This window comes from Alteribacter populi (assembly GCF_002352765.1).
In the GTDB taxonomy this organism is placed as follows: Bacteria; Bacillota; Bacilli; order Bacillales; family Salisediminibacteriaceae; genus Alteribacter; species Alteribacter populi.
On sequence record NZ_KZ293963.1, the window covers coordinates 556,957 to 580,170 of the forward strand.

At 38.8% G+C, this 23,214-nt stretch carries 22 protein-coding genes and 1 riboswitch; of the genes, 17 read left to right on the forward strand and 5 right to left on the reverse strand.

Annotated elements, in window-relative coordinates:
• The first annotated feature begins 90 nt into the window (after window positions 1-90).
• The 8 genes from CDZ94_RS02815 to CDZ94_RS02850 all read left to right on the forward strand — a co-directional run bounded on the left by CDZ94_RS02815 (window position 91) and on the right by CDZ94_RS02850 (window position 6,109).
• A complete protein-coding gene (locus tag CDZ94_RS02815) occupies window positions 91-975 on the forward strand; it encodes a 5'-3' exonuclease (RefSeq protein ID WP_096435018.1) in 885 nt (294 codons plus the stop codon).
• Window positions 976-995: 20 nt separating this feature from the next.
• The gene (locus tag CDZ94_RS02820) at window positions 996-1,475 is read left to right on the forward strand and encodes a DinB family protein (RefSeq protein WP_096435019.1); all 480 of its coding nucleotides are present in this window, start codon (window positions 996-998) and stop codon (window positions 1,473-1,475) included.
• A 363-nt stretch (window positions 1,476-1,838) separates the two neighbouring features.
• Window positions 1,839-2,816 (forward strand): ring-cleaving dioxygenase, encoded by a 978-nt coding sequence (locus CDZ94_RS02825; RefSeq protein ID WP_096435020.1) that lies wholly within the window; start codon window positions 1,839-1,841, stop codon window positions 2,814-2,816.
• A 481-nt stretch (window positions 2,817-3,297) separates the two neighbouring features.
• A complete protein-coding gene (gene fosB / locus CDZ94_RS02830) occupies window positions 3,298-3,720 on the forward strand; it encodes a metallothiol transferase FosB (protein WP_096435021.1) in 423 nt (140 codons plus the stop codon).
• Between the two features lie 94 nt (window positions 3,721-3,814).
• Entirely contained in the window at window positions 3,815-4,912 is a 1,098-nt protein-coding gene (ddlA, locus tag CDZ94_RS02835) for a D-alanine--D-alanine ligase (RefSeq protein WP_096435022.1), read from the forward strand.
• Between the two features lie 103 nt (window positions 4,913-5,015).
• Window positions 5,016-5,360, forward strand: coding sequence for an SDR family NAD(P)-dependent oxidoreductase (locus CDZ94_RS02840; RefSeq protein ID WP_096435023.1), 345 nt, complete (start codon window positions 5,016-5,018; stop codon window positions 5,358-5,360).
• Window positions 5,323-5,547 carry a Rossmann-fold NAD(P)-binding domain-containing protein gene (locus CDZ94_RS02845; protein WP_096435024.1) on the forward strand — a complete coding sequence of 75 codons (225 nt, stop codon included), beginning with the start codon at window positions 5,323-5,325 and terminating at the stop codon, window positions 5,545-5,547. Before CDZ94_RS02840 ends, CDZ94_RS02845 begins: the two co-directional genes overlap by 38 nt.
• A 22-nt stretch (window positions 5,548-5,569) precedes the next feature.
• Window positions 5,570-6,109 (forward strand): P-loop NTPase family protein, encoded by a 540-nt coding sequence (locus CDZ94_RS02850; protein WP_096435025.1) that lies wholly within the window; start codon window positions 5,570-5,572, stop codon window positions 6,107-6,109.
• A 92-nt stretch (window positions 6,110-6,201) separates the two neighbouring features.
• Here CDZ94_RS02850 and CDZ94_RS02855 read toward each other — a convergent pair whose 3' ends face one another.
• On the reverse strand, window positions 6,202-6,390 hold the full coding sequence (locus CDZ94_RS02855; protein WP_096435026.1) for a hypothetical protein: 189 nt from the start codon (window positions 6,388-6,390) through the stop codon (window positions 6,202-6,204).
• Between the two features lie 259 nt (window positions 6,391-6,649).
• Here CDZ94_RS02855 and murB point away from each other — a divergent pair, with 259 nt between their 5' ends.
• The 3 genes from murB to CDZ94_RS02875 all read left to right on the forward strand — a co-directional run bounded on the left by murB (window position 6,650) and on the right by CDZ94_RS02875 (window position 9,733).
• The gene (gene murB, locus CDZ94_RS02860; RefSeq protein ID WP_096435027.1) at window positions 6,650-7,573 is read left to right on the forward strand and encodes a UDP-N-acetylmuramate dehydrogenase; all 924 of its coding nucleotides are present in this window, start codon (window positions 6,650-6,652) and stop codon (window positions 7,571-7,573) included.
• A 437-nt stretch (window positions 7,574-8,010) separates the two neighbouring features.
• Complete coding sequence (locus CDZ94_RS02870) at window positions 8,011-8,844, forward strand: cobalamin-binding protein (protein ID WP_096435029.1); 834 nt, start codon at window positions 8,011-8,013, stop codon at window positions 8,842-8,844.
• Between the two features lie 691 nt (window positions 8,845-9,535).
• Complete coding sequence (locus CDZ94_RS02875) at window positions 9,536-9,733, forward strand: cold-shock protein (RefSeq protein WP_026689653.1); 198 nt, start codon at window positions 9,536-9,538, stop codon at window positions 9,731-9,733.
• Window positions 9,734-9,867: 134 nt separating this feature from the next.
• Here CDZ94_RS02875 and typA read toward each other — a convergent pair whose 3' ends face one another.
• The gene (gene typA, locus CDZ94_RS02880; protein ID WP_096435030.1) at window positions 9,868-11,703 is read right to left on the reverse strand and encodes a translational GTPase TypA; all 1,836 of its coding nucleotides are present in this window, start codon (window positions 11,701-11,703) and stop codon (window positions 9,868-9,870) included.
• Window positions 11,704-12,573: 870 nt separating this feature from the next.
• Here typA and putP point away from each other — a divergent pair.
• Complete coding sequence (putP, locus tag CDZ94_RS02885; RefSeq protein WP_096435031.1) at window positions 12,574-14,058, forward strand: sodium/proline symporter PutP; 1,485 nt, start codon at window positions 12,574-12,576, stop codon at window positions 14,056-14,058.
• Window positions 14,059-14,217: 159 nt separating this feature from the next.
• The gene (locus CDZ94_RS02890; protein ID WP_232735760.1) at window positions 14,218-15,318 is read left to right on the forward strand and encodes a serine hydrolase domain-containing protein; all 1,101 of its coding nucleotides are present in this window, start codon (window positions 14,218-14,220) and stop codon (window positions 15,316-15,318) included.
• 68 nt (window positions 15,319-15,386) lie between these two features.
• Here the strand turns inward: CDZ94_RS02890 and CDZ94_RS02895 are convergent, their stop codons facing one another.
• Window positions 15,387-16,520: an acyltransferase family protein gene (locus tag CDZ94_RS02895; RefSeq protein WP_096435032.1), complete on the reverse strand. Its 1,134-nt coding sequence runs from the start codon at window positions 16,518-16,520 to the stop codon at window positions 15,387-15,389.
• Between the two features lie 300 nt (window positions 16,521-16,820).
• On the opposite strand from CDZ94_RS02895, the gene CDZ94_RS02900 reads away from it, so the two are divergent.
• The 4 genes from CDZ94_RS02900 to CDZ94_RS21140 all read left to right on the forward strand — a co-directional run bounded on the left by CDZ94_RS02900 (window position 16,821) and on the right by CDZ94_RS21140 (window position 20,137).
• Entirely contained in the window at window positions 16,821-18,119 is a 1,299-nt protein-coding gene (locus CDZ94_RS02900) for a Zn-dependent hydrolase (RefSeq protein WP_096435033.1), read from the forward strand.
• A 19-nt stretch (window positions 18,120-18,138) separates the two neighbouring features.
• The gene (locus CDZ94_RS02905; protein WP_245415699.1) at window positions 18,139-18,921 is read left to right on the forward strand and encodes an L-2-amino-thiazoline-4-carboxylic acid hydrolase; all 783 of its coding nucleotides are present in this window, start codon (window positions 18,139-18,141) and stop codon (window positions 18,919-18,921) included.
• Window positions 18,922-19,027: 106 nt separating this feature from the next.
• Window positions 19,028-19,933, forward strand: a complete 906-nt coding sequence (locus CDZ94_RS02910; RefSeq protein ID WP_321196083.1) for a DMT family transporter — start codon at window positions 19,028-19,030, stop codon at window positions 19,931-19,933.
• Window positions 19,934-19,993: 60 nt separating this feature from the next.
• Window positions 19,994-20,137, forward strand: coding sequence for a hypothetical protein (locus CDZ94_RS21140; RefSeq protein WP_157811981.1), 144 nt, complete (start codon window positions 19,994-19,996; stop codon window positions 20,135-20,137).
• Between the two features lie 221 nt (window positions 20,138-20,358).
• On the opposite strand, the gene thiC is transcribed toward CDZ94_RS21140, so the two are convergent.
• Both thiC and CDZ94_RS02925 read right to left on the reverse strand, forming a co-directional pair.
• Window positions 20,359-22,143, reverse strand: a complete 1,785-nt coding sequence (thiC, locus tag CDZ94_RS02920) for a phosphomethylpyrimidine synthase ThiC (RefSeq protein ID WP_096435036.1) — start codon at window positions 22,141-22,143, stop codon at window positions 20,359-20,361.
• A 140-nt stretch (window positions 22,144-22,283) separates the two neighbouring features.
• A riboswitch (TPP riboswitch) is annotated at window positions 22,284-22,399 on the reverse strand.
• An 89-nt stretch (window positions 22,400-22,488) separates the two neighbouring features.
• Window positions 22,489-23,139, reverse strand: a complete 651-nt coding sequence (locus tag CDZ94_RS02925) for an MtnX-like HAD-IB family phosphatase (RefSeq protein WP_096435037.1) — start codon at window positions 23,137-23,139, stop codon at window positions 22,489-22,491.
• Window positions 23,140-23,214 lie beyond the last annotated feature (75 nt).

Consider the following 23,214-nt stretch of genomic DNA (forward strand, 5'->3'; position numbering starts at 1 on the left):
ACCATGAACAAAGTAGAAATGAACCTAGGTATTCGCTTTACTATGAGGAGTGGTACAATATTTCTAAAAGGTAATACAAAGGAGATTTAAATGACACAAAAAACACTGTTGCTAATCGATGGATTCAACTTATTAAGCCGAGGGTACTTCGCTACCAGTTATGGGCGTAGTGATGAACAGTTGAGAAATAGCCAAGGGGTGTATACGAATGCGCTGCGGGTATTTTTCCAAAAACTTTTCAACTTAGTTTCTCAACACAACGTTACTCATCTAGCCGTTGCTTGGGATGTGAAGCGTGATGAAACCACGCGGAGTCTGGAGCATGATTTTTACAAGTCACAGCGAAATGATTTGCCGGAGCCATTAATTGAACAATATGAGACCTTAACAAATATGCTGGATAAAATGGATATTGCTCAAATTACCGTTCCTGCTTATGAAGCCGATGACGTGATCGGGACGCTGGCAACAAAATGGTCTTCGGAAGGTGAAGGGAGCTGTCTTATTTACAGTAACGACCGTGACTTATTTCAGCTCCTTAGCCCTAGCGTTTCACAAATCATTAATCGCAGAAAAGAAGAGTTTGTTTATACACATGGTCACTTTGAAGAGGAGTTCGGAATCCAATCCAATCAGTGGGTTGATGTAAAAGCATTGTTAGGCGATCGTAGTGATAACATTCCAGGATGCCCGGGAATTGGGGAAAAGTCAGCCTTGCCTCTCATACAAGAATACGGCTCCATTGATACGGTTTATGAAAAAATTGAGGACTTAGATAAAAAATATAACCGCTACAAAAAGAAACTCATAGCTGGAAAAGAAACGACCTATATTAGTAAAGAATTGTCACAAATCATCTGTGAAATAGAGGCTTTGGAAGACTTTTTATTCGATGAGTTACAACTAAATCTATCAGAGCAGAAAATTTTAAAATCGTTAAATGATATGGAAGTACGCGTAAAGCTTTCGATTTAAAATGGGGGAGGTTAACCGTTATGAATGGAACTTTAAAAGCATTTCAACTGTGGCGGGAACGAGCGATTTTGACAATTTCAGCTACTTCAGAAGAGTTAGCAGATCATGTGCCGGATGGATTTAAAAACAATATCCGCTGGAATGCAGGACATATCCTCGCCAATTTGAACCACAAGCTTGAACCATTAAGTGACGAAAAAGAAGAATTAGATTCTGGTTTTCGTGAACTGTTCTTAAATGGGACGAGCCCTGCGGATTGGGAAGGTAGAGATGTGCCTTTACTCGAAACAATTATTTTATTACTTAAGGAACAGCAAGAGTGGGTTCTTCGAAACGAAAAGTCAATTTTAAACGCTCGTTTAACCAAGTCATTTCGCGGTATGGAAACGGGTGAGGAGCTTATTCAACTTTTAATTGGTCATGATAGTATGCACATCGGTGTGATTAATAGCATTAAATATGCTTCACGAATTGATGATGTTTGGGGAAAAACAAAGTAGGGCTGTCTTTTGGCAGTCTTTTTTCTTTGAAAGATCAGAAAGTATAGAGCGTACTGCTACCTTCGCGCTCTCGTTTTATGAGACTTTAAAACATTCGGCGGAAGCTAAGCCGTATTTAAGAAAAGAACGCTATGCGCCTTTTCTTTAAGGGGATTTTTAGCTTGACTAATTTTCTTGAATTTATGTGCAAAAAACATTTATGAACGTGATGTGTGCAATCGTACCAGGGAATGATATTCGTTCTATTGACAATATAATTTAATTGCGATATATTTTACTTACAAAAAGTAAGCTATTGAATAACGGTAGGCTAAAGTTATCCAGTATTGAGCAAATTAACTAGATCATTTGAGGAGGAGTATTATGAATATCAAAGGAATCCATCACGTATCTGCACTCACAGCGAATGCTCATGAAAATTTCCGTTTCTATACAGAAGTAATAGGCATGCGCTTAGTTAAAAAAACGGTAAATCAAGATGATACATCCGTTTACCATCTGTTTTATGGTGACGAAAAGGGGAATCCAGGGACTGAACTGACCTTTTTTGAAATACCAATGGCTGCTAAAAATCACGGAGGGGTAAGCAGCATTTCCACTATTGGACTACGTGTTGCATCCGATGAGGCATTAACTTATTGGGAAAAGCGGCTTGACGATTACGGTGTTAAACGAAGTCAAATCGTCGAACGAGCTGGGAAAAAGTATTTGGACTTTGAGGATTTTGAAGGACAACGACTCACTTTTGTTTCTGATGAAAAAAATTCAGGTGTTTCTCCAGGGAGGCCATGGAATAAAGCACCTGTGCCACAAGAAAAAGGTGCAACCGGATTAGGGCCAGTAAAATTAACGGTCCGTAAACCGGATTCTACTATTACAGTATTGACTGAAATTCTTGGTTTTCGAAAAACAGATCGCTCCTACGCATCCTCAGTAGATGATCAATCTGATATTCTCGTTTATGAAACAGGAGAAGGGGGAAACGGAGCAGAAGTTCACATTGAAGAAAGGTCAGACCTTCCTCCAGAACGAATGGGAAGAGGCGGTGTCCACCATGTTGCTTTCAGAGTGGAGAATGAAGAAGAGCTTCAACAATGGGTGCAAAAAATTCAGCAATTGCAAATCCCGAACTCTGGCTTCGTAGATAGATTTTATTTCCGGTCCCTTTACTTTAGGGAGCCAAACGGAATTTTATTTGAGTTAGCCACAGATGGACCGGGCTTTGATACTGATGAGAGCCTGGATAGCTTAGGTGAAAGCTTAGCTTTGCCACCATTTTTTGAATCAAAACGTGAAGAAATTGAAGAGAAACTTAAGCCATTGGACACGAAAAGATCATAGGATGTTAAACGCCAAAGGTCATATACCTTTGGCGTTTAATTATTTTCAAGCAGCTGATACCCTTACTTGATCGGATTTTCAACCATAAATGAGCAATGTGGAGATTCGCCTGGACATTACTATAAAAGGGGGCAGATGCGGTTGAGAGTGGTTTCTCTCGATACAGCTTTATTTAAATTATTGTTATAAAAGAAGGTTTGCCTGTCTTAACAACTGAATCGAATCATTACGAAAAGTTAGGGAATAATCATCGTGAACTGTGAATGTAACATTTAGACACCCCAATTTTGAAAATTCCTCGTTTTCATTATCATCAAATTAAACTTGCAAGCAGGGTTATCGAAACTTTTGTAGAATTACGGTTATTGTAGTTTTTTTAATTAAGCTGTTTTTGAAAATAAATAGTAACGATTTTTATAAAAAAGCCACTGATTAAGACAAAGGACTTAACTTATATTAAACTAAAATAGGGTGAAAAAAGATGAAAATCCAAGGAATTAACCACTTTTTATTTTCTGTATCTGATTTAGACAGATCAGTAGAATTTTACAAGAGAATATTTTATGCAAAATTGCTAGTTAAAGGAAGGTCAACCGCTTATTTTGATTTGAACGGGATCTGGATTGCGTTAAATGAAGAGAAAGATATTCCGAGAAGTGACATTCATAAATCCTACACCCATATTGCTTTTACCATTGACGAACAGGATATAGAGGAAATGTATGAAAAGCTTAGGTATGAGAACGTTACGATCCTTGAAGGACGAAAAAGAGATAAACGAGATAAAAAATCCATTTATTTTTTAGATCCAGATGGCCATAAGTTTGAATTTCATACAGGCACGCTCCAAGACCGTCTCGAATATTATCAAGATGAAAAGCACCATATGAAGTTCTACATATAGATTGTAAAGTTTTCACAATGTAAATCATATGTTATTCGTCATTATTAATTGGTAACAATACTTAGATTATTCATTTTAAAAAGGAGTTTGACTAATGACTAAGAAAAAAGTAGGTATTATTTTTGGGGGTAAATCAGCTGAGCATGAAGTATCCCTTCAGTCTGCAAAAAATGTGTATGATGCAATCGATAAAGACAAATACGACGTTTTATTAATCGGAATAGATAAAGAAGGAAGATGGCATTTAAACGAAAGCAGCAGCTATCTACTCAATGCAGAAAACCCTAAACTTATTGAATTAAATAAGACAAATAAAGGAGTGGCTGTCGTTCCAGGAGAAGACCAGTCGCAACTGATAAATGTAACGAACGCTTCAAGTATAGAACAGCTTGATGTTATTTTTCCCATCCTACATGGACCTTTAGGTGAAGATGGGACAATTCAAGGGATGTTTAAGCTAGCTGGCTTACCATTCGTGGGTGCTGGCGTTCTTGGATCAGCAGTTAGCATGGATAAAGATATTGCGAAACGTTTATTAAAAGACGCCGGATTATCTGTAGCAGAGTCATTAACGTTTAAAAAGTGCGATCACCATAAGATTTCATATGAAAATGTGAAAAATGAACTCGGTTTACCTCTTTTTATTAAACCAGCTAACCAGGGGTCATCAGTTGGCGTAAGCAAAGTAAGTAACGAAGAAGAATTTTTAACTGGAATTGAATCAGCCTTTCAATTTGATCATAAGATTATTGTGGAAAAAAGTGTGATTGGGCGCGAGATCGAGTGTGCCGTATTAGGGAATGATGATCCGATCGCTTCTGCTGTTGGTGAAATTTTACCTCAAGGTGACTTTTACTCTTATGAAGCAAAATACATCGATGAAAAGGGTGCTCTGTTAGACATTCCAGCAACCTTGACTGAAGTAGAGGTAGAAACAGTTAAAGAGCAAGCAATTAAAGCGTTTGAGGCTTTAAATTGTGAAGGGATGGCCAGAGTAGATTTCTTTTTACTAGAAAACGGTGAGCTTGTTATTAATGAGATCAATACAATACCTGGGTTTACTAAGATCAGTATGTATCCAAAACTGTGGGACATTAGTGGAGTAAGCTATACTGAATTAATCGATCGTTTAATTGTGTTAGCGATCGAACGACATGAAAGAGATGATAAGCTTCAGAATCGTTATTTTTAAAGTGTGAGATAGGTAGAATCATTCACTTGCCAAACGCTCCAAAAGCCAATAGTAACAATCTTTTAGGAAAGAGCCTAAATAGTAAAAGGAGAGAACCCTTCATATGAAGCACGCTCTGGTAATTGGCGGTACTGGTATGCTAAAAGAAGTTACGCGTTGGTTGGTAACTCAAGGATACTATGTCTCCGTGGTAGGAAGATCTGAAAATAAGATGGATAATTTAATTAACCATTATGAAGAAGGCGAAATGCTAAACCCAATTTTCGCTGATTATCAAAACTCTTCTTATTTCCAGAACGAGATAAAGGTTGCCATTCAGGAATACGGGGCATTTTCACTTATTGTAGCGTGGGTTCATTCACAAGGCAGTGAGAGCTTGTCTCAGCTGCTAAGAGAAGAAATGTTTACTAATGCTGATTTTTTTTCATGTACTTGGCAGCAGAAGTGATCTTACGACCGTAAAAAAACAGCTGCAATTAGAGAATCTGCAAGCGTACTTTCAGATCCAACTTGGGTTTATAAAAGGTGTAAAAGGAGATCGTTGGTTAACACATGAGGAGATCAGTAGTGGTGTAATCAATGCAATTCAAGAACGCTCTGATCCCTTTACAATCGGAGTGATGAAACGTCGTTGAAATCAGATAAGTGAGGTGAAGCATGAAGCGAATTATGGTTTTGGGTACCTCTGCAGGTGCAGGGAAATCCACGTTTGCGAAAAAGCTTGGAAAAATAACTGGCCTTGATGTTTGTCATCTTGATCGATTGTTTTGGAAACCTGGTTGGGTTAAAGCGAGCCTTGAAGAATTTACCGCTTATCAAAAAGAAGTTATGGAAAAGGAAGCTTGGATTATTGAAGGGAATTATAGCAATACATATGACATACGAGCAGAAAAAGCAGACACGATTATTTATTTAGAAGTACCGCTAACGACATGTTTGTTCAGAGTGGTAAAACGGTGGATCACAAATATCGGAAAAACCCGTGATGATATGGGGCCAGGGTGTAAAGAAAAGCTGGACTGGCCATTTATTAAGTTCATCATTACTACTTATTATCCGCGTAAACAGAAGATGAAAGAGCGAATCGACCGGTTCCAGTCAATAGGGAATCGAAAAGAAGTCTATTGGCTAAAGGGGAAAAAACAGATTAGCGAGTTTTTACAGGAAAAAACAAAAATGCAGACATCAACGTTTTAAGCAGAGTATCGGGATGGTAAAGTTAAATCATAACCCGAAACATAAGACTGTCATCGTGTATAAAAGAGGAAAGCATAAAAACGTGCTGAAGATTAATGATCAGCACGTTTTTTCGTTTCTCCCATTTCATAAACTGTATATCGTTTATCTTCTTTTTTTGCCTTTTTATGTGCGCGTTTGAGCGTGAAAATGGTAAACCAAGTGACAATAAATAATCCAATCATAGCGAAATAAGCATATGTGAAGTCTTGAGTTCCGTCTGGAAAAGTGAAAATATCCACTCTTTCACAACCTTTCTAAATTTGCTTACAATAAGCTAAAATTATTATAACAAACTAGCTATACAATTTCATTTTTTTAAGTGAACTGACGAAAATTGATCAGAGGTTTGTCCGAAATTAGGTCATGACAACTTCTTTTTCATGATACGATAATCCAATAAAAATAGAGAAATTGTCGAAAAGTGATTGAATCGGTTGCGATTCTGGTTAAAATGCATAATACTAAAATAGTAAAATAATGACGTTAGAGGGATCGAACATGACAAACAGTGAAATTTATGAGTATTTACTTTCAATTTGTTCATCGGAAAATGTTTTATGCAATGAACCGATGAAAAACCATACGTTAACGAAACTAGGTGGAAATGCTGATTTTTTTGTAACGCCTGAAACTTATGAGCAAACAAGGGACGTTTTTGCACTCACTTATGAAAAACAGATTCCTTTTATGTTATTAGGAAACGGATCGAACATGATCGTCAAAGATGGAGGAATTCGTGGGATTGTCGTTCAATTCAGTAAACTAAACGAACTATCCGTTAAAGGAAACCAGCTTATTGCACAAGGTGGGGCTAATATTAAAGATGCTTCTAAGCTGGCTTTACGTCATGATCTTACAGGGTTGGAATTTGCGTGTGGCATCCCAGGGTCGATTGGTGGGGCAATGGTGATGAATGCTGGTGCCTACGGTGGTGAAGTTAAGGACGTTATTGATCACGTAAAAGTAGTGACTAACCAAGGGGAGCAGCTTACTTTAATGAAAGATGAACTTGAACTTGACTACCGTTCAAGCATTATTGGTAAAAAGGGCTATATGGTCATGGAAGCAGTATTTAACCTTGCACCAGGAAATCACATCCAGATAAAAGAAAAGATGGAGGACCTTACATTTCAAAGAGAATCAAAACAGCCTCTTGAATACCCTTCAGCAGGTAGTGTTTTCAAGCGCCCACCAGGGTATTTCGCCGGAAAGCTTATTCAAGATAGCGGTTTGCAAGGGAAAGGCGTTGGAGGAGCGGAAGTGTCAACAAAGCATGCAGGATTTATCATTAATAAGACCAATGCTACTGCTACTGACTACATTTCCACAATACAAATGGTAAAAAACACAGTGAAGGAAACCTTTGGGGTGGATTTGGAATTGGAAGTAAAAATTGTCGGGGAAGACCCTGCAAATAAATAAAATGAGGCATAGCATGAGAGGGTGTCTTAACAAAGTGTGTAAGAAGCCCTCTTTTTTACTTTTTATGTTTTTCTATTAATTTCCTAACCTGTTCTTTAGGCTCCCAGCAGTTGAACTTATAATCCGGTTTCGTTTCATAACCAAGACGGCTACATCGATAAAGAATAGAACCTTTCTTTTTCAGTGTTTCAAAGTGTACACAAGACGCGCAAAAATGGAAATCTTTCATGATATTCATACCTTTCAAATGAAATGTGAGGTAACCTTTCATTTATTTTAAAGGTGATCGAATATTCCATCAACAAAAACATCTTAAAAGTTTTTTGAAAGTATAAGTAGACAGCTACCTTCACACCGCTCGTCTCAAGGGAAAAGCATCCTTGAGACTTTAAAACAAGCGGCGTAAGCTAACGCTGTTTTTAAACAAGGAGGAAATCATGAGATTAATATCGATCTGCCCTAGTAATACTGAATTTATTGCTTATTTAGGCCTTACTTCTCACTTGGTAGGTGTGGATGACTTTTCCGATTGGCCTGAGGAGATTCAATCTTTGCCAAGATTAGGACCCGATTTGAATATTGATATGGATAAGGTCGAAGCTTTAAAGCCTGATTTGGTACTCGCTTCTTTGTCTGTGCCGGGAATGGAACGAAATGTTGAAGAGTTAGAACGGCGAGGCATTCCTTATTACACAGTCCCAAACCCGAAAAAACTTAATGAGGTTGGAGATGTTTTACAATTAATAGGTGAGAAAACAAACACAACTGTCAGAGCCGAACAGGTGTATAAACGCTTTCAGGAAATCATGACTACATATAATGAAATCAGTGCCACGATTACTAAGCCAAAAACGATTTATTGGGAGTGGTGGCCAAAGCCTGTATTCACCCCTGGGAAGGAAAATTGGTTAACAGAAATGAGTGAATTAGCAGGCGGAAATAATGTCTTTGCAGATCAACCCGTTGCCAGCGTAAAGACTGATTGGGAAGATGTAAAAAATAGGAATCCAGATGTCATTTCCGTAGTCTGGGTAGGTGTTCAAAAAGAGAAAGTACAACCTAAGGTTATTTTAAAAAGACCAGGGTGGCAGGAAATAACGGCAATTCAAGAAGATCAGCTTTTTGTTTTAGAAGAACCCTTTTTCTGTCGTCCATCACCTAGGTTATTAATTGGACTCGCAAAAATAGCAAGCATTCTTCATCCCGATAAATATCCACAATTCGATGAACAAGACCCATTACTTATTATGGACCGACCATCCAATAACTAAGATAAAAAAAGACATTAGAAAAACCCAGCTCTAGTGTAGAACTGGGTTTGTTTCAATAATTAAGTTATTATTTAAACCCTCGACGTAATGCCGCGGTAGTAATTCTGTGTTGCATGTCTTGTAAATCTTAAATAATGAAAACCCTACCTCTTTTCCATCCTTGCGACTCCGAGGTCGCGCCAGTGTAAATAAGGATAAACAAAGTTTTCACAGATGCCAAAACTGAATTTTATATGGTTCCGTTCATGTAAAGATTCATTTGTTGCGAAGATTTGTTCATAACTTCGTGCTTTTAGCACTAAGATCAATCTTACAGCAATTATTGATGAAATGCAAATAGGTTGGAACAGCTGGGAATTTGTTTTGAAAATTGTTGAATAGGCTATATCTTTTGGACGTGGGAAATGCTACAATAAGATTATTGTTGATGTTTGGATAATACTCAAGAGGAATTAATGTAAGTGGTTTTTTCTATTTTGGCGCAAAACATAAACTGAAATAGAAAGTTTTGTTAAAGTCTCATATATTTTCTTTCTTTTTGTATAAAACCATGCTACAATGATAATAATTATTGATGTTCGGATATTATTCATGAAAAAGAACTTCTCTAAGTGATTTCATCTTGAATCAATATGAAGAGCAAAAATAGTAATACATTTGTGGGAAAAACCCACACAGGAGGCACATACCCATGGTAGAAGGTACAGTAAAATGGTTTAACGCAGAAAAAGGTTTCGGATTTATCGAAGTAGAAGGACAAGACGATGTATTCGTACACTTCTCTGCGATTCAAGGTGAAGGATTCAAATCACTAGACGAAGGTCAAACAGTTACTTTTGAAATCGAGCAAGGTCAACGTGGACCACAAGCTGCTAACGTACAAAAATAAGTAACAATCGATCCCCCTCATTATATGAGAGGGGATTTTTTTATGGTTTTTTGAAAAAGTGCTGCTTGAATCTGCTCCAAAAACCAAAAGGCAAGCCTCAATCAATGAGACTTACCTTTAGCCTGAACATATGCTTATTTTGTCGCTAATTTCTTTTTCTTTTCTTCTCGTTCACGCATGCTCTTATCGAGGATTTTTTTGCGAAGTCGAATGGACACTGGTGTGACTTCACAGTATTCATCATCATTTAAATATTCCAAAGCTTCCTCCAACGTCAACAGCTTCGGACGCTTCATCGTAACAGTGCTTTCTTTCGTGGCGGAACGGATGTTGGTTTGTTGCTTAAGTTTAGTGATATTTACCGTTAAATCATTATCACGGTTGTGCTCCCCAACAATCATTCCTTCATATATTTCCGTACCAGGCTCTAGGAAGAGAGTTCCTCGTTCTTCAACACCCAGCATTCCGTATGGAGTGGATTTACCTGTTTCCATTGATACAAGCACACCTTGACGACGTCCGCCGACTTGACCTTCAGCTACAGGGCGATAGCCATCAAAAGTATGATTTAATATTCCGTAACCCTTTGTTTGAGCCATAAACTCTGTTGTATAACCGATCAGGCCGCGAGAAGGCACGATAAAGTCCATGCGAACTTGTCCGTCACCTTTATTGACCATATCGATCATTTCACCCTTACGTTCACCTAGTGATTCCATAACAGCGCCTGTATAATCTTCAGGCACATCGACTTGCGCGCGTTCTACAGGTTCACACATAACACCGTCAACTTCTTTTATGATGACTTCAGGTTTTGAAACTTGAAGTTCATAGCCTTCACGGCGCATATTTTCAATTAAAATTGATAAGTGAAGTTCTCCTCGTCCAGATACTTTCCAAACATCAGGAGAACTAGTGTTTTCAACACGTAAACTTACGTCTGTTTCAAGCTGTGTTTTTAGTCGTTCTTCTAGCTTGCGGCTTGTGACATAATCGCCTTCGCGGCCGGCAAAGGGACTGTTATTAACTAGAAATGTCATTTGTAGAGTCGGCTCATCGATACGCACCGGCTCAAGCGGGTCTTGGTTGTCAACAGGACAAATAGTATCCCCAACCATAATGTCTTCAATACCTGCGATTGCGATCAAATCTCCTGCTTTAGCTTCTTCAATTTCAAGTCGCTTCAGCCCCATGAAACCAAAGAGCTTGCTAATACGAAATTTTTTAATAGATCCGTCTCTGGCAATTAGCGCAGCTTGGTCGCCGGATCGAATGGTTCCTCTGAACACACGACCTACCCCAATACGGCCAAGGTAGTCATTGTAATCGAGCATGGTTACTTGGAATTGATATGGCTCTCCACTGTTGTTTACAGGGGCTGGTACAGCATCGACGATTGTTTCAAACAAAACCGTCATATCATCGTCTTGCTTTTCAGGATCAGCACTAGCTGTACCTTGTATTGCAGATGCATATACGACAGGAAAGTCCAATTGCTCTTCGTCCGCACCCAATTCGATAAATAAGTCAAGAACTTCATCGACAACTTCTTCAGGACGAGCTGCATCACGATCAATTTTATTTAACACCACGACAGGTGTTAATTTTTGTTCAAGCGCTTTTTTTAATACAAAGCGAGTCTGAGGCATACAGCCTTCATAAGCATCTACAACTAAAAGGACACCATCTACCATTTTAAGGATTCGCTCTACCTCACCGCCGAAATCGGCGTGACCAGGTGTATCCATAATGTTAATGCGGGTGTCACCGTACCGTACCGCTGTATTTTTAGCTAAAATGGTGATTCCGCGCTCTCGTTCAATATCATTATTATCCATTGCACGTTCATCCACATTTTCATTTTCACGAAAAGTACCTGATTGTTTAAGAAGTTCATCAACAAGTGTTGTTTTCCCGTGGTCTACGTGGGCAATGATGGCAATATTACGTAAATCTGATCTTAAATCCATTCCTTATCACTCGCTCCTATCTTTCGGGCAAATTCTCTAACTGTCCAATTATACCACAATAATTGAGAAGCTCATACTTCTGATTATTATGACCAAATTGATAAGATACGATTTAAAAAAGCATCTGAAAATTGATCCGCATTTTTGTGGTGTTAAAACTCAATTGATAAAAAGGATTATGAGTATGTCATTAGCTCAGAAATCATTCATATTAGAAGCATATTATACTTCCGCAGAAGTGCCGTGGTGTCTTCGGGCCTTTATAAGTAAGGCTGTTTTCTAAAAGATTGTTGTTCTTGACACAAAATATATAAACTGCGACATAGAAGTAGATTGATTTCCGCTCCGGACAGTCGCTTTCCGTGGAAAGCGTAGTGTATTTCCGAAGCGGTAGGTGATGTCGCAGTTTATTTCAGCTGCGAAGATTAAAAGCAACAATGCATACGAAAAGAACCATAATTCAAAGTGAAATATTAAACATGTCTGATGCCTTCATAATTCTGAGCAAAGGGGATAATCATTAAAAGGATTATTTCAAAAGGACTATCATTTGACCTATTTGGTGATTGTGGTATGGTAGTTATTAACCATAAATAATCTGATTAATACAAAAATTAAAAAATCATTGTAAAAGGCAGTAAACGTAAACTTTATTGCAATTCACACCCTGTATGACTGAATAAGAAAAAAATAATTAGAACAGAGCCTATTTTTGGGTAAACGATATATTTCTTTATAATCTACTTGAGGAGGTGATTCAGTGGACTACGGATTAACCGGAGCTACAACATTCTGGCTCTTCGTTCCAATGGTAACTTTGATTATACTGTCTGTTATTACATTTTTTACTGAGAGGAGAGAATAATTGTTTTGAATACTGCAACGTTTATAACGTTTATCGTTTATTTAGTAGGACTGCTTGTTATTGGTCTAGTAGCCTATCGCATGACCAATAACTTATCTGATTATGTTTTAGGCGGTCGCCGCCTCGGTGGTGGAGTTGCTGCATTAAGTGCCGGTGCTTCTGACCTAAGTGGGTGGGTGCTTCTTGGTTTACCAGGTGCATTGTATGTTGGTGGAATGAGTGAAATGTGGATCGGTGTCGGTCTTGCTATTGGTGCCTACATAAATTGGCAATTTGTTGCCAAACGCCTTCGAATCTATACCGAAATTGCAGGTGACTCGATTACATTGCCCGATTACTTTGAAAATCGATTTCATGACCGTTCAAAAATACTTCGGGTTATCTCAGCCGTCTTTATTCTTTTGTTTTTTGCTTTTTACACTTCATCAGGTCTTGTTGGAGGAGCAATTTTATTTGAAAATTCGTTTGGCTTGGACTACACGACAGCGTTATGGATTGGTGCCATCGTCATTATTTCCTACACGTTCCTTGGCGGTTTCTTAGCGGTAAGCTGGACTGACTTTTTTCAGGGAATCCTTATGTTTCTAGCTGTCGTCATCGTTCCATTTGTTGCGGTAAGTGAAATGGGCGGCTGGTCGGAAACGATGGGCCATGTCGGCAACATTGATCCATCACACTTAGACGCATTTTCAGGCATGACAGCAATAGGAATTATTTCCTTATTAGCGTGGGGGCTTGGTTACTTCGGACAGCCGCACATCATCACTCGATTTATGGCTGTAAAGTCATCAAAAGAAATCCCTAAAGCCCGCTTAGTCGGGATGATCTGGCTTGTATTTGCTCTTGTTGGTGCAATGTTTGTCGGGTTAGTCGGTATTGCTTACTTTGAAAGCTTTACAAATGCACCATTAGCCGATGCGGAAACAGTATTTATTATGTTTACGCAAGTTCTCTTTAATCCAATTGTAGCAGGGTTTTTACTCGCGGCGATCTTATCAGCGATTATGAGTACAATTGATTCTCAATTGCTTGTTTCCTCAAGTGCACTTACAGAAGACTTTTACAAAGCGATATTTAGAAAACAAGCTTCTCAAAAAGAACTTGTACTAGTTGGGCGTCTAGGTGTTGTTTTGATTGCATTAATTGCAATTGTCCTTGCCTATAACCCAGACAGCACAGTACTTGAGCTAGTTGCTTATGCATGGGCTGGATTTGGTGCCGCTTTCGGTCCTGTTATTATCTTGTCGTTGTTCTGGAAGCGAATGACGAGAAACGGTGCAGCTGCAGGAATTGTCGTTGGCGGTTTGACCGTTATTTTATGGGCAAACCTCAATGCTATTGGTTTAGAGGGCGGGATTTGGAGCTTATATGAAATTGTTCCAGGTTTCGTTTTAGGTATGGTAGCCATTGTGGTGTTTAGTTTAATCGATTCACCACCATCAAAAGAAATACAAGCACAATTTGATTCTGTTAAAACTTCTGATATTTAATAACTCCACAAACATTTAGCACCTTTAGCTTTCTAAAAAACCTCACATCATATTGATGTGAGGTTTTTATAATTTCAAGGTAGGGAATGTCATTGTCAACGGTAGGTAGAGAGAGTAAAATGAAATTATCAGACGAAGCGGACTAAAGGTGGACTACGTGTGGTAAGAAAGGTACTAGCGATGAGTGCTATTATTTTAATTTTTATTGTTGCACCGATCATTATTTTAAAAAATGCTTCAGGTTCGTCGATATTCAGACCTGAAACGACATGGGAAGAACATGAAACACCTGAAGATGCAGGGTGGTCTTCACAAAAGCTGAGTGAAGCAGAAACTTATTTTAACTCGCTGAATTCAACGGCAGGAATAGCGATTTATAACGGAAAAGTTCTTTTTAGCTGGGGCGATGTTGCATCAAATACGAGCATACATTCCGTACGAAAAAGCCTTTTAAGTGGTATGTATGGACCGTTTATAGAAAATGGTACGATTGACTTAGATAAAACTTTAGAGGATTTAAGCATCGTAGATTTCCCACCCTTAACTGACGTCGAAAAACAAGCAACTGTTAATCACTTATTCACATCCCGCTCTGGCGTTTATTTACGAGCGGGTGAAGAATCCTGGAATATGCGAAGACAAAGGCCAGATCGAGGGACACACCCGGCAGGCTCGTTCTTTTATTATAACAATTGGGATTTTAACGTCTTGGGAACGATTTTTAATAACGAGACTGAAGTCGATTTATTTGAAAACTTTGAAAAGACGATGGCTAAGCCTTTGGAAATGGAGGACTTTTCTCTGGATTACACAGGATACCGTGAAGAAACGAGCCGGTCTATTCATCCATCCTACCTTTTCCGAATGTCAGCCCGTGATCTTGCGCGATTTGGGCAATTATATTTACAAGAAGGGAAGTGGGAAGGAGATCAACTGATTCCTAAAGACTGGATCAAAGAAAGTACAACGGTGAAAGCGCCTGTTTCTAGTAATCCAATTTATGATTATGGGTATATGTGGTGGGTTGCAACAGAAGGTCCACTAAGTGAACTAGGATTGTATTCTGCAGTAGGCAGGTATGGGCAATCGATTGACATTATCCCAGAAATGAACTTAGTATTTGTGCACCGTGTTGATTCCGACCGTTTGCCTTTTCGTTTTTTTCGAAGAGGCGTTTCCCAATCTAAACGGTTAACTCTTTTAGAAATGATTGTCGATGCGAAAGGGAGAGAAGCAGACGATATTCGAGATAACTTATAGAGATTGCTCTTTGTAAAAGGCCAATTACAGAAAATGAGGACACTTTCTTTTTAAGTGTCCTCATCTTTTTATATTCCAGGTTTTAATTGCTTTTCATTAGCAGGGCTAGTTTTTTCTTGAACAGGTGGTATTTGAAGAGCTTTGCCGTTTTTACCTACGCCGATTTTCCCAACAAAATACTGACCATGTTTCCATTTCATTGCGAAATGAGCCGTTCCCATAGAAAGGATGACACTTGCGGTGAATAAAATAAAAATATAGCTAATTCCAAGTTGAATACCCGTTTGTTTTATAAAATAGTCGATTGCATGAATATAAAACATATGGAGTAAATAAATCCCAAAGGAATACTGACTAACTTGGATTAAATAAGATGGAATTCGTTTCATTTGCTGGGCAATTAATAGGATGAAAAACGTAAGCGCGACAGTATGAAACAGAATGTCGATTCGTTTTGAACTGTGAACAGAGAGTAGTTCACTGTGGTAACAAAATAAAACGAGAAAGCTTGTTAGAGCAGGTGCAATGAGGATCGGCTTTTTGTTTTTATTAATCCACTCTTTGAAACTTTCGTAATAATACCCACAATAGTAACCGAGACTAAAGTAAAAGATCCACCCTAAGAAAGGCACCCAGTAAAAGCGCTCCCAAATATAAGTCCCATAAGGTATGGAGGGAGGAGCTGTAAAGTTAAAAACAGCAAGGTAGCCGATATTAATCAGTAAGGATATGCCTATTACTTTTTTAGGGTTCCATTTTGCAAGAAAGCGATGGAAGAACAAATGCAATAAATAAAATTGAAAAATGATCAATACAAAGTAGCCATGAAAATCGCCAATCACTGCATTGAGTAAAAACTTTTGACTCCAATCACTGAAAGTAGCCGTGTAGGGAAGCGAGTAGAAAAAGGCCATAAATAAAAATGGAACAAATATGAACAAAAAACGTTTAGATAAAAAGCGATTTGGTATCGGCTTATTCCTATAAGAATAAGCAATGATAAGTTCTGAAATAAATATAAAAACGGGTGTACCGAAGTAAAGGAAAACTTGGATTGAATCGAACAGCATTACCATTGAGGGGCCAATGCCATTTAGAAAAGGGGTGTGTATTGCCCTTTCAATGGAATGAAGGAGAACGATACTAAGACACGCAATACTACGCAAGAAAAATACTTCATTTATCATGTTCGGTTGTTTCATTTTTCTCTCCACCCAATCAATTCATGTAATTAAACATACGGAATGAATGTTGACCGCAATTATCGTATGTTTTCCTTTTGGAATCAATGCTTCCAAGCCATTTTAGATAATATTACAAAATTCCTCTTATTAAGAAGGGGGAAAGATTGTCACTACTTAAGAAACGTTGTAAAATTATTTAGAGATACGAAAGTATGATCTTGGTTTGGTTCTTAGCTCACCAAGGTCATTTTCATTCGAATAAACTTTCAGAAATTTACTTACAACTTTCAAATTTTTATACGAAGGAGTGTGTTAGTTATGACTTTTCCTGATCAATTTTACACGAAATTATTAAAAGAATATGATCATGATTCTCTTTCTTACGATGGTATTAATGGGAAGCGCTTAGCCAACCGATTGGCCACACTTTCAGCCATTGGACTGACCGAAGACCATGGGAGTCGGAGAATGGGGTATTCAAAGGAAGAACGTAATGCTAAAGAGTGTGTGAAAATATGGATGAAGGAAGCAGGACTAACTGTATTTGAAGACGGGGCTGGAAATGTGTTTGGACGCGTGGCTGGAAAAAGTGAGAAAAAGGGGACCATCCTTGTGGGATCTCACGTTGACAGCGTCCCGAATGGTGGACACTTCGACGGCCCTTTGGGTGTTCTTACAGCTTTGGAAGTCGTTGAAGCTTGGAATGAAGTTGGGTACAATCCAGAAAAATCATATGAAGTGGTCATCTTTTCTGATGAAGAGGGGTCACGCTTTAAATCTGGACTAACAGGAAGTACAGCCATGGTTGGCGATGCTGAGCGCGACAAGCTTGTAAATCTTCACGATGTGTTTGACGATCCTTTTTCAAGCGTGATCGAGAATGACGGATTATCCGTGGAAGGCTATTTTAGTTCGAAAAGAGATCTACGCCATGTAGAAGCCTTTTTAGAAGTTCATATCGAACAAGGAAAACGGTTGGAGAAAGAGAATCGACCTGTAGGAGTCGTTACAGGAATTGCAGGGCCTTGTTGGCAGCAAGTGACTTTTACTGGAAAAGCCGGACATGCTGGAAATACTCCGATGAATGACAGGCAGGATGCCTTGGTGGCAGCAAGTGACTTTGTGCGTCAAATTTATCCTTTACCAGCTACAGTGAACGAGACCTCTGTTGCTACTGTTGGCCAGCTCCATGTAAAACCGAATGGTATAAACGTAATACCCGGTTCCGTGACGTTAACAGTCGATATTCGGGATATTTATAAAGAAACACGTGATGAACTTGTAGAAAAGATTCATAGATTGGCAGAGGAAGTTGCTCTGTTCTACGATGTACAAGCCGAGATTGATGAAAAAACGAGAATTCCTCCGGTTCCGATTCAAGATGAAATGAAAAAAAGGATTGAAGAGGCGATTTTAACTTGCCAAATACAACCTTCTTTTCTCCCGAGCGGTGCTGGTCATGATGCAATGAATTTGGGTCGCCACATTCCTGTTGGGATGATTTTCGTTCGTAGCCTTGACGGGGTCAGTCACCATCCAACTGAATGGTCTTCACTGAACGATTGTGTGTATGCCGCTCACGTATTACGAAAGACCGTGGAATCTTTAATGAAATAATTTAAGGAAGGTGAAAGATATGACAAAGCAACCGAGTGATCAAGTCGAAAATCTTGAACCGACGACGATGTTTGAAATTACAGCAAAACTTTTTAAACATGTGAAAGCTTCTGTGAAGAGTTCGTTCTCTGACAAGGGGGATTTAGCTATAAAAGCAGGAGTTCAAGCATTGATTGAAGATCAAAAAAGTAATCTCATCACTAGAGCTATGAAAGAGAAGGGAAGTCTTCCTGAGATTCCGTCATTAACCGAGTCCACCTTGTTTAATGAGGAAACACTCGCTTCCCCGAATTCTATCGAAAGTACTTTTGAGAACTACAGGGATGTGCAAAAGCGAGCGGGTATTGAACCTTTTACTATGTACGCGATGATGGCAAAGGTATTTGCCCATGTTTCAAAGGCTGTTTCAGTTAAGTTTGGAGAAGAGGGCAAAGAAGCCGTGATGGAAGGGGTTCGTACTTTTGGAGAAGAGCGAGGTCGTGATATTAAACGAAGAGCCGCTGAAGTGGGCGAGCCGAACGGAAAAGACAACTATTTATCTAACTATGATATGGGGAGAAGTGAGTTGTTTGAATTTGAAACACACTTTCACCCAACAGAGATAGAGCAAACGTTTACGAAATGTGCCTTTGCTGACCAGTGGATGAAAGACGGCATGGAAGAACACGGGATTTTATATTGTCACATGATCGACCCTGCGGTTGCCAAAGGATTTAACCCTAATTTTGAAGTCATCCATGACCAATATGTTCTTAAAGAAGGCGTATGTCATTTCCGTTTCCAACTTAAAGAGGAAAAATAACAGTCGAATTTCTGTTTTTTGTGCTCCTTATTGAAAGAAAGTTTTGAAAAAGTGGCGTATATCATAGAAAGAAGGGATTGTTCTGTCACGAGCGTTTACGTATAGCTTGCTAGTTATCGTTATGGTAATTTGGGGTCTCAATGTAGTAGCCGTGAAATACCTGGTCGAACATTTCCCCCCTGTTGCGATGCAAGGGGGGAGGATATTCATTGCAGGAGTTGTCGCCATCACCGTTCTATATTTTCTAAAAGATTTAAGAAAGCTGGTTCCTAAAGAATGGGGGTTGATTTTGATCGCCGCGGTGTTCGGGCAATTGGGGCACCATGCTTTACTTGCAGTGGGTTTGGTTGAAACGACAGCTTCGAATGCTTCGTTAATTTTAGGTCTTATACCGATTACAACAGCGATCCTTGCTATGATTATATTTAAAGATCGCCTCACTTTTCTAAGGATCATTGGTATTTTGCTAGGATTTTCAGGTGTTGCGATCGTCGTTTTACAAAACGGGACTGGTATAGGCATCATTTCAAGAGGTGACGTATTTGTTTTTGTTTCTATGGTTTCACAGGCGATCAGCTTTATCGTAATTAAGCAGCTTACTGTGACCGTGTCATCAAAACAGCTCACAGCCGTCATGCTTTTGGTCGGATCGTTCCTACTGCTCAGTATGAGTTTCTATTTAGAACCCCAAGCCAGAACGGGATTTTCAGATGCAGCTGGGATCGTTTGGTCTGTTTTTTTCTTGTCTGCAATTTTTGCTACGGGCTTAGGTCATATTCTTTACAACAGTGCAATTCAAGAAATTGGCCCGGGTCAAACAGCCATTTTTAATAACTTAGTTCCATTTTTCGCTCTCGTTGGCTCATTTATTTTTTTAGGAGAAACGATTCTTTTCACACAAATTATTGGGTTCATTTTGATTGTAATGGGTGTTCTATTTGGAACTGGTTATGTGGAAGTTAAATGGTATGAAAAGCGGAAACGGAAAGCGTTACACAAAGAATCAGCCTAGCTAAGTAAAACCGCGTTAACTTCTGCCGCATGTTTTAATCTCAGGGGGGGGACCCTGGAGATGAGCGGTGTAGAGGTAGCTGTCGTTCTTTCGTATCTCGTAAAGAAAGCAGACATTGAAAATGAAAGAACACTTAGGTCTTCTATTTATGTTCAAATCAAAAGATGGTTACGGACAAATGTATTTGTCCGTAACATCTTTTGAGTAATTTATGCTATTAGCCCTAATGTTAACTGTTGTCTAATAATACAACACATTAACTTTATGGCAATACACACACTTTTCAACATATTCATTGCCAGTATAATGGTGGCTGCACTGCTGCTGGATGTTAAATAATTGACTTTCTAGAAATGTTAAACGAGTGTTTAATTTAGCTATTTCTTCTTCAATTTTATGAACCCTCACCTTTGACCCTCCAAAGTTTACAGATATAAGTTACTCCCAGCTTTTTGAAACTCTAATGCTTTTTCATTCATACCTTTTTCAATAGCTTCCTTTGTTTCCAAATTATTTTCCTTTGCATAATTTCGAATGTCTTGAGAGATTCTCATACTGCAAAACTTCGGTCCGCACATAGAGCAGAAGTGAGCCGTTTTCGCACCTTCAGCCGGTAATGTTTCATCATGAAACTCTGTAGCGCGATCAGGATCCAAAGATAAATTAAATTGGTCTCTCCAACGGAATTCAAAACGAGCTTTTGAAAGAGCGTCATCTCGTTTTTGAGCACCAGGATGTCCTTTTGCTAAGTCAGCGGCATGCGCAGCAATTTTGTACGTAATCACACCTTCACGAACATCATCGCGATTTGGTAATCCTAGGTGTTCTTTAGGGGTTACATAACAGAGCATTGCTGTACCATACCAACCGATCATTGCAGCCCCAATAGCAGAAGTAATATGATCATATCCTGGTGCAATATCAGTCGTAAGAGGTCCTAATGTATAAAAAGGTGCTTCATCGCAAAGTTCCAGTTGTTTATCCATATTCTCTTTAATAAGATGCATAGGGACGTGCCCAGGACCTTCGACCATTACCTGTACGTCATGTTCCCAAGCTACCTTAGTAAGCTCACCTAATGTTTCTAATTCTGCGAACTGGGCTTCATCATTTGCATCCGCAATCGACCCTGGACGCAATCCGTCTCCAAGGGAAAACGCAATATCATATGCTTTCATAATTTCACAAATGTCTTCGAAGTGAGTATATAAGAAGTTTTCCTGATGGTGATACAAACACCATTGAGCCATGATTGAACCTCCCCTGGAGACGATTCCTGTCATTCTTTTGGCGGAGAGCGGTACATATCGTAACAGAACGCCCGCGTGAATCGTAAAGTAATCGACACCTTGCTCCGCTTGCTCAATGAGTGTATCGCGATATACCTCCCAAGTAAGGTCTTCTGCGACACCATTCACTTTTTCAAGTGCTTGATAAATAGGGACGGTCCCTACGGGTACTGATGAATTTCGGATGATCCATTCACGGGTTGTATGAATGTTTTTACCCGTAGACAAATCCATGATCGTATCTGATCCCCAGCGCGTTGCCCACGTCATTTTTTCTACTTCTTCATCGATAGAAGAAGAGACAGCTGAGTTTCCAATATTTGCATTGATTTTGACATGAAAATGACGCCCAATAATCATCGGTTCAGTTTCTGGGTGGTTCACATTGTTAGGGATAATGGCTCGACCTTTTGCTAATTCATCACGTACAAATTCCGGATCCATATTTTCTCTAATCGCAATAAACTCCATTTCAGGAGTGATTATGCCTTTTTTAGCGTAATGAAGCTGTGTAACATTGGCACCGTTTTTGGCCTTAATCGGTTTTCTATTTAAGTCAGGAAACACACCCTGATTCAGGCGAGGATCATTATCATCTTTAAATCCGTTATCCTCTGCCTTGATCTGTCTTCCGGTATATTCTTCGGTATCACCGCGTTCTTCAATCCATTGTTTACGAAGAAGGGGAAGGCCTTTTTTAAAATCAACAGCATAATTAGGGTCTGTGTAAGGACCGCTCGTATCATAAACGCGAAGAGGAGGGTTATTTTCTTCTCCAAAAGAACCCGTTGTTGGTTCCAGTGCAATTTCACGCATTGGAACTTGAATATCGGGCTTGGAACCTTCTAGATAAACTTTCTTGCTACCTGAAAAATTTGACGTAATGGACATGTTTTTCTCTTGTAATGACGGATTATGCATAATTTAAATCTCTCCTTAAACAATTTTTGAAAAGGGACAGATCTAGTTGACAAGCCGTATGAAAGGATTGGACATAAAAAAGCCGGCTCCATAAAATGACGGACCCGGCCTTATATGTACATCGTTGTATGATTATCAAAGATGTTAGACTCTAACTTCCCTACGCTGGTATGAACCAGATCAGGTCCGAAGGGTCAGGAAACTTCAACGCGCTTCCTTCTCAGCCCAACTTAATTGGACACCCCTAGTTAAAACTATTAAGTTGTAATTTTAGTATAAATGGTAATCAATAAAAATCAAAGGATTATTTTGGAAACTATAGTTAATAGTTCTTTAGTTGCAGTGTTAATTAATATTACTTTTTTCAGTAAAGTACCTTTCCACTTCCTTAAACGTATCGACTGGAACAAAGGGTACATTCCTTGACCGAAGTATATCTTTCAGTCCGTCTTTTGCAAATGTGACATCTGCATAAACGGCAGGATGAGAGTCTGGCTCACTGTCCCCAATAAAATAAACTTTTTCATAGTCCTCTTGGAGTTTTTGTATGACTTTTGATTTATCAATACCATATCGTTCATGGTAGTGCCAGTTTGTTTCTTTCACCTTCATATGGACATTCTTGTCTTTGTAATATCCTTCATTGGAAAACACTGTGACATTGTCAATACCATATTTTTCAAGCGTATGTTTTATGTAATAGTCTGTGCCTGCACTTAAGATAAAAAAGTCGCCACCGTTTTCTTGTACCCATTCAATAAATGCTGGGACATAATCATCGATCGCCATATCATAAATGTCTTCAATAATTTGTTCTTCTTCTTGACCGATTGAAGTAAATATATGAGCTAAAAAATCAATATCCTTCATTTTTTCCGTTTTCCACTCATCAAAGTGCTTTCTTCCTTCTGGATAGTATTTCTCGATGATCATCCAGTAAAAGTCTTGTTTGGAAATGGTTCCGTCAAAATCAGAAACAAATGCCCACTTTTTCATTGATGTTCCTCCAAATCAGTATTTGTCGTTTATTTTAACATGAAGAAAAAGGCTCAAGATGATTTTGGTAAATTT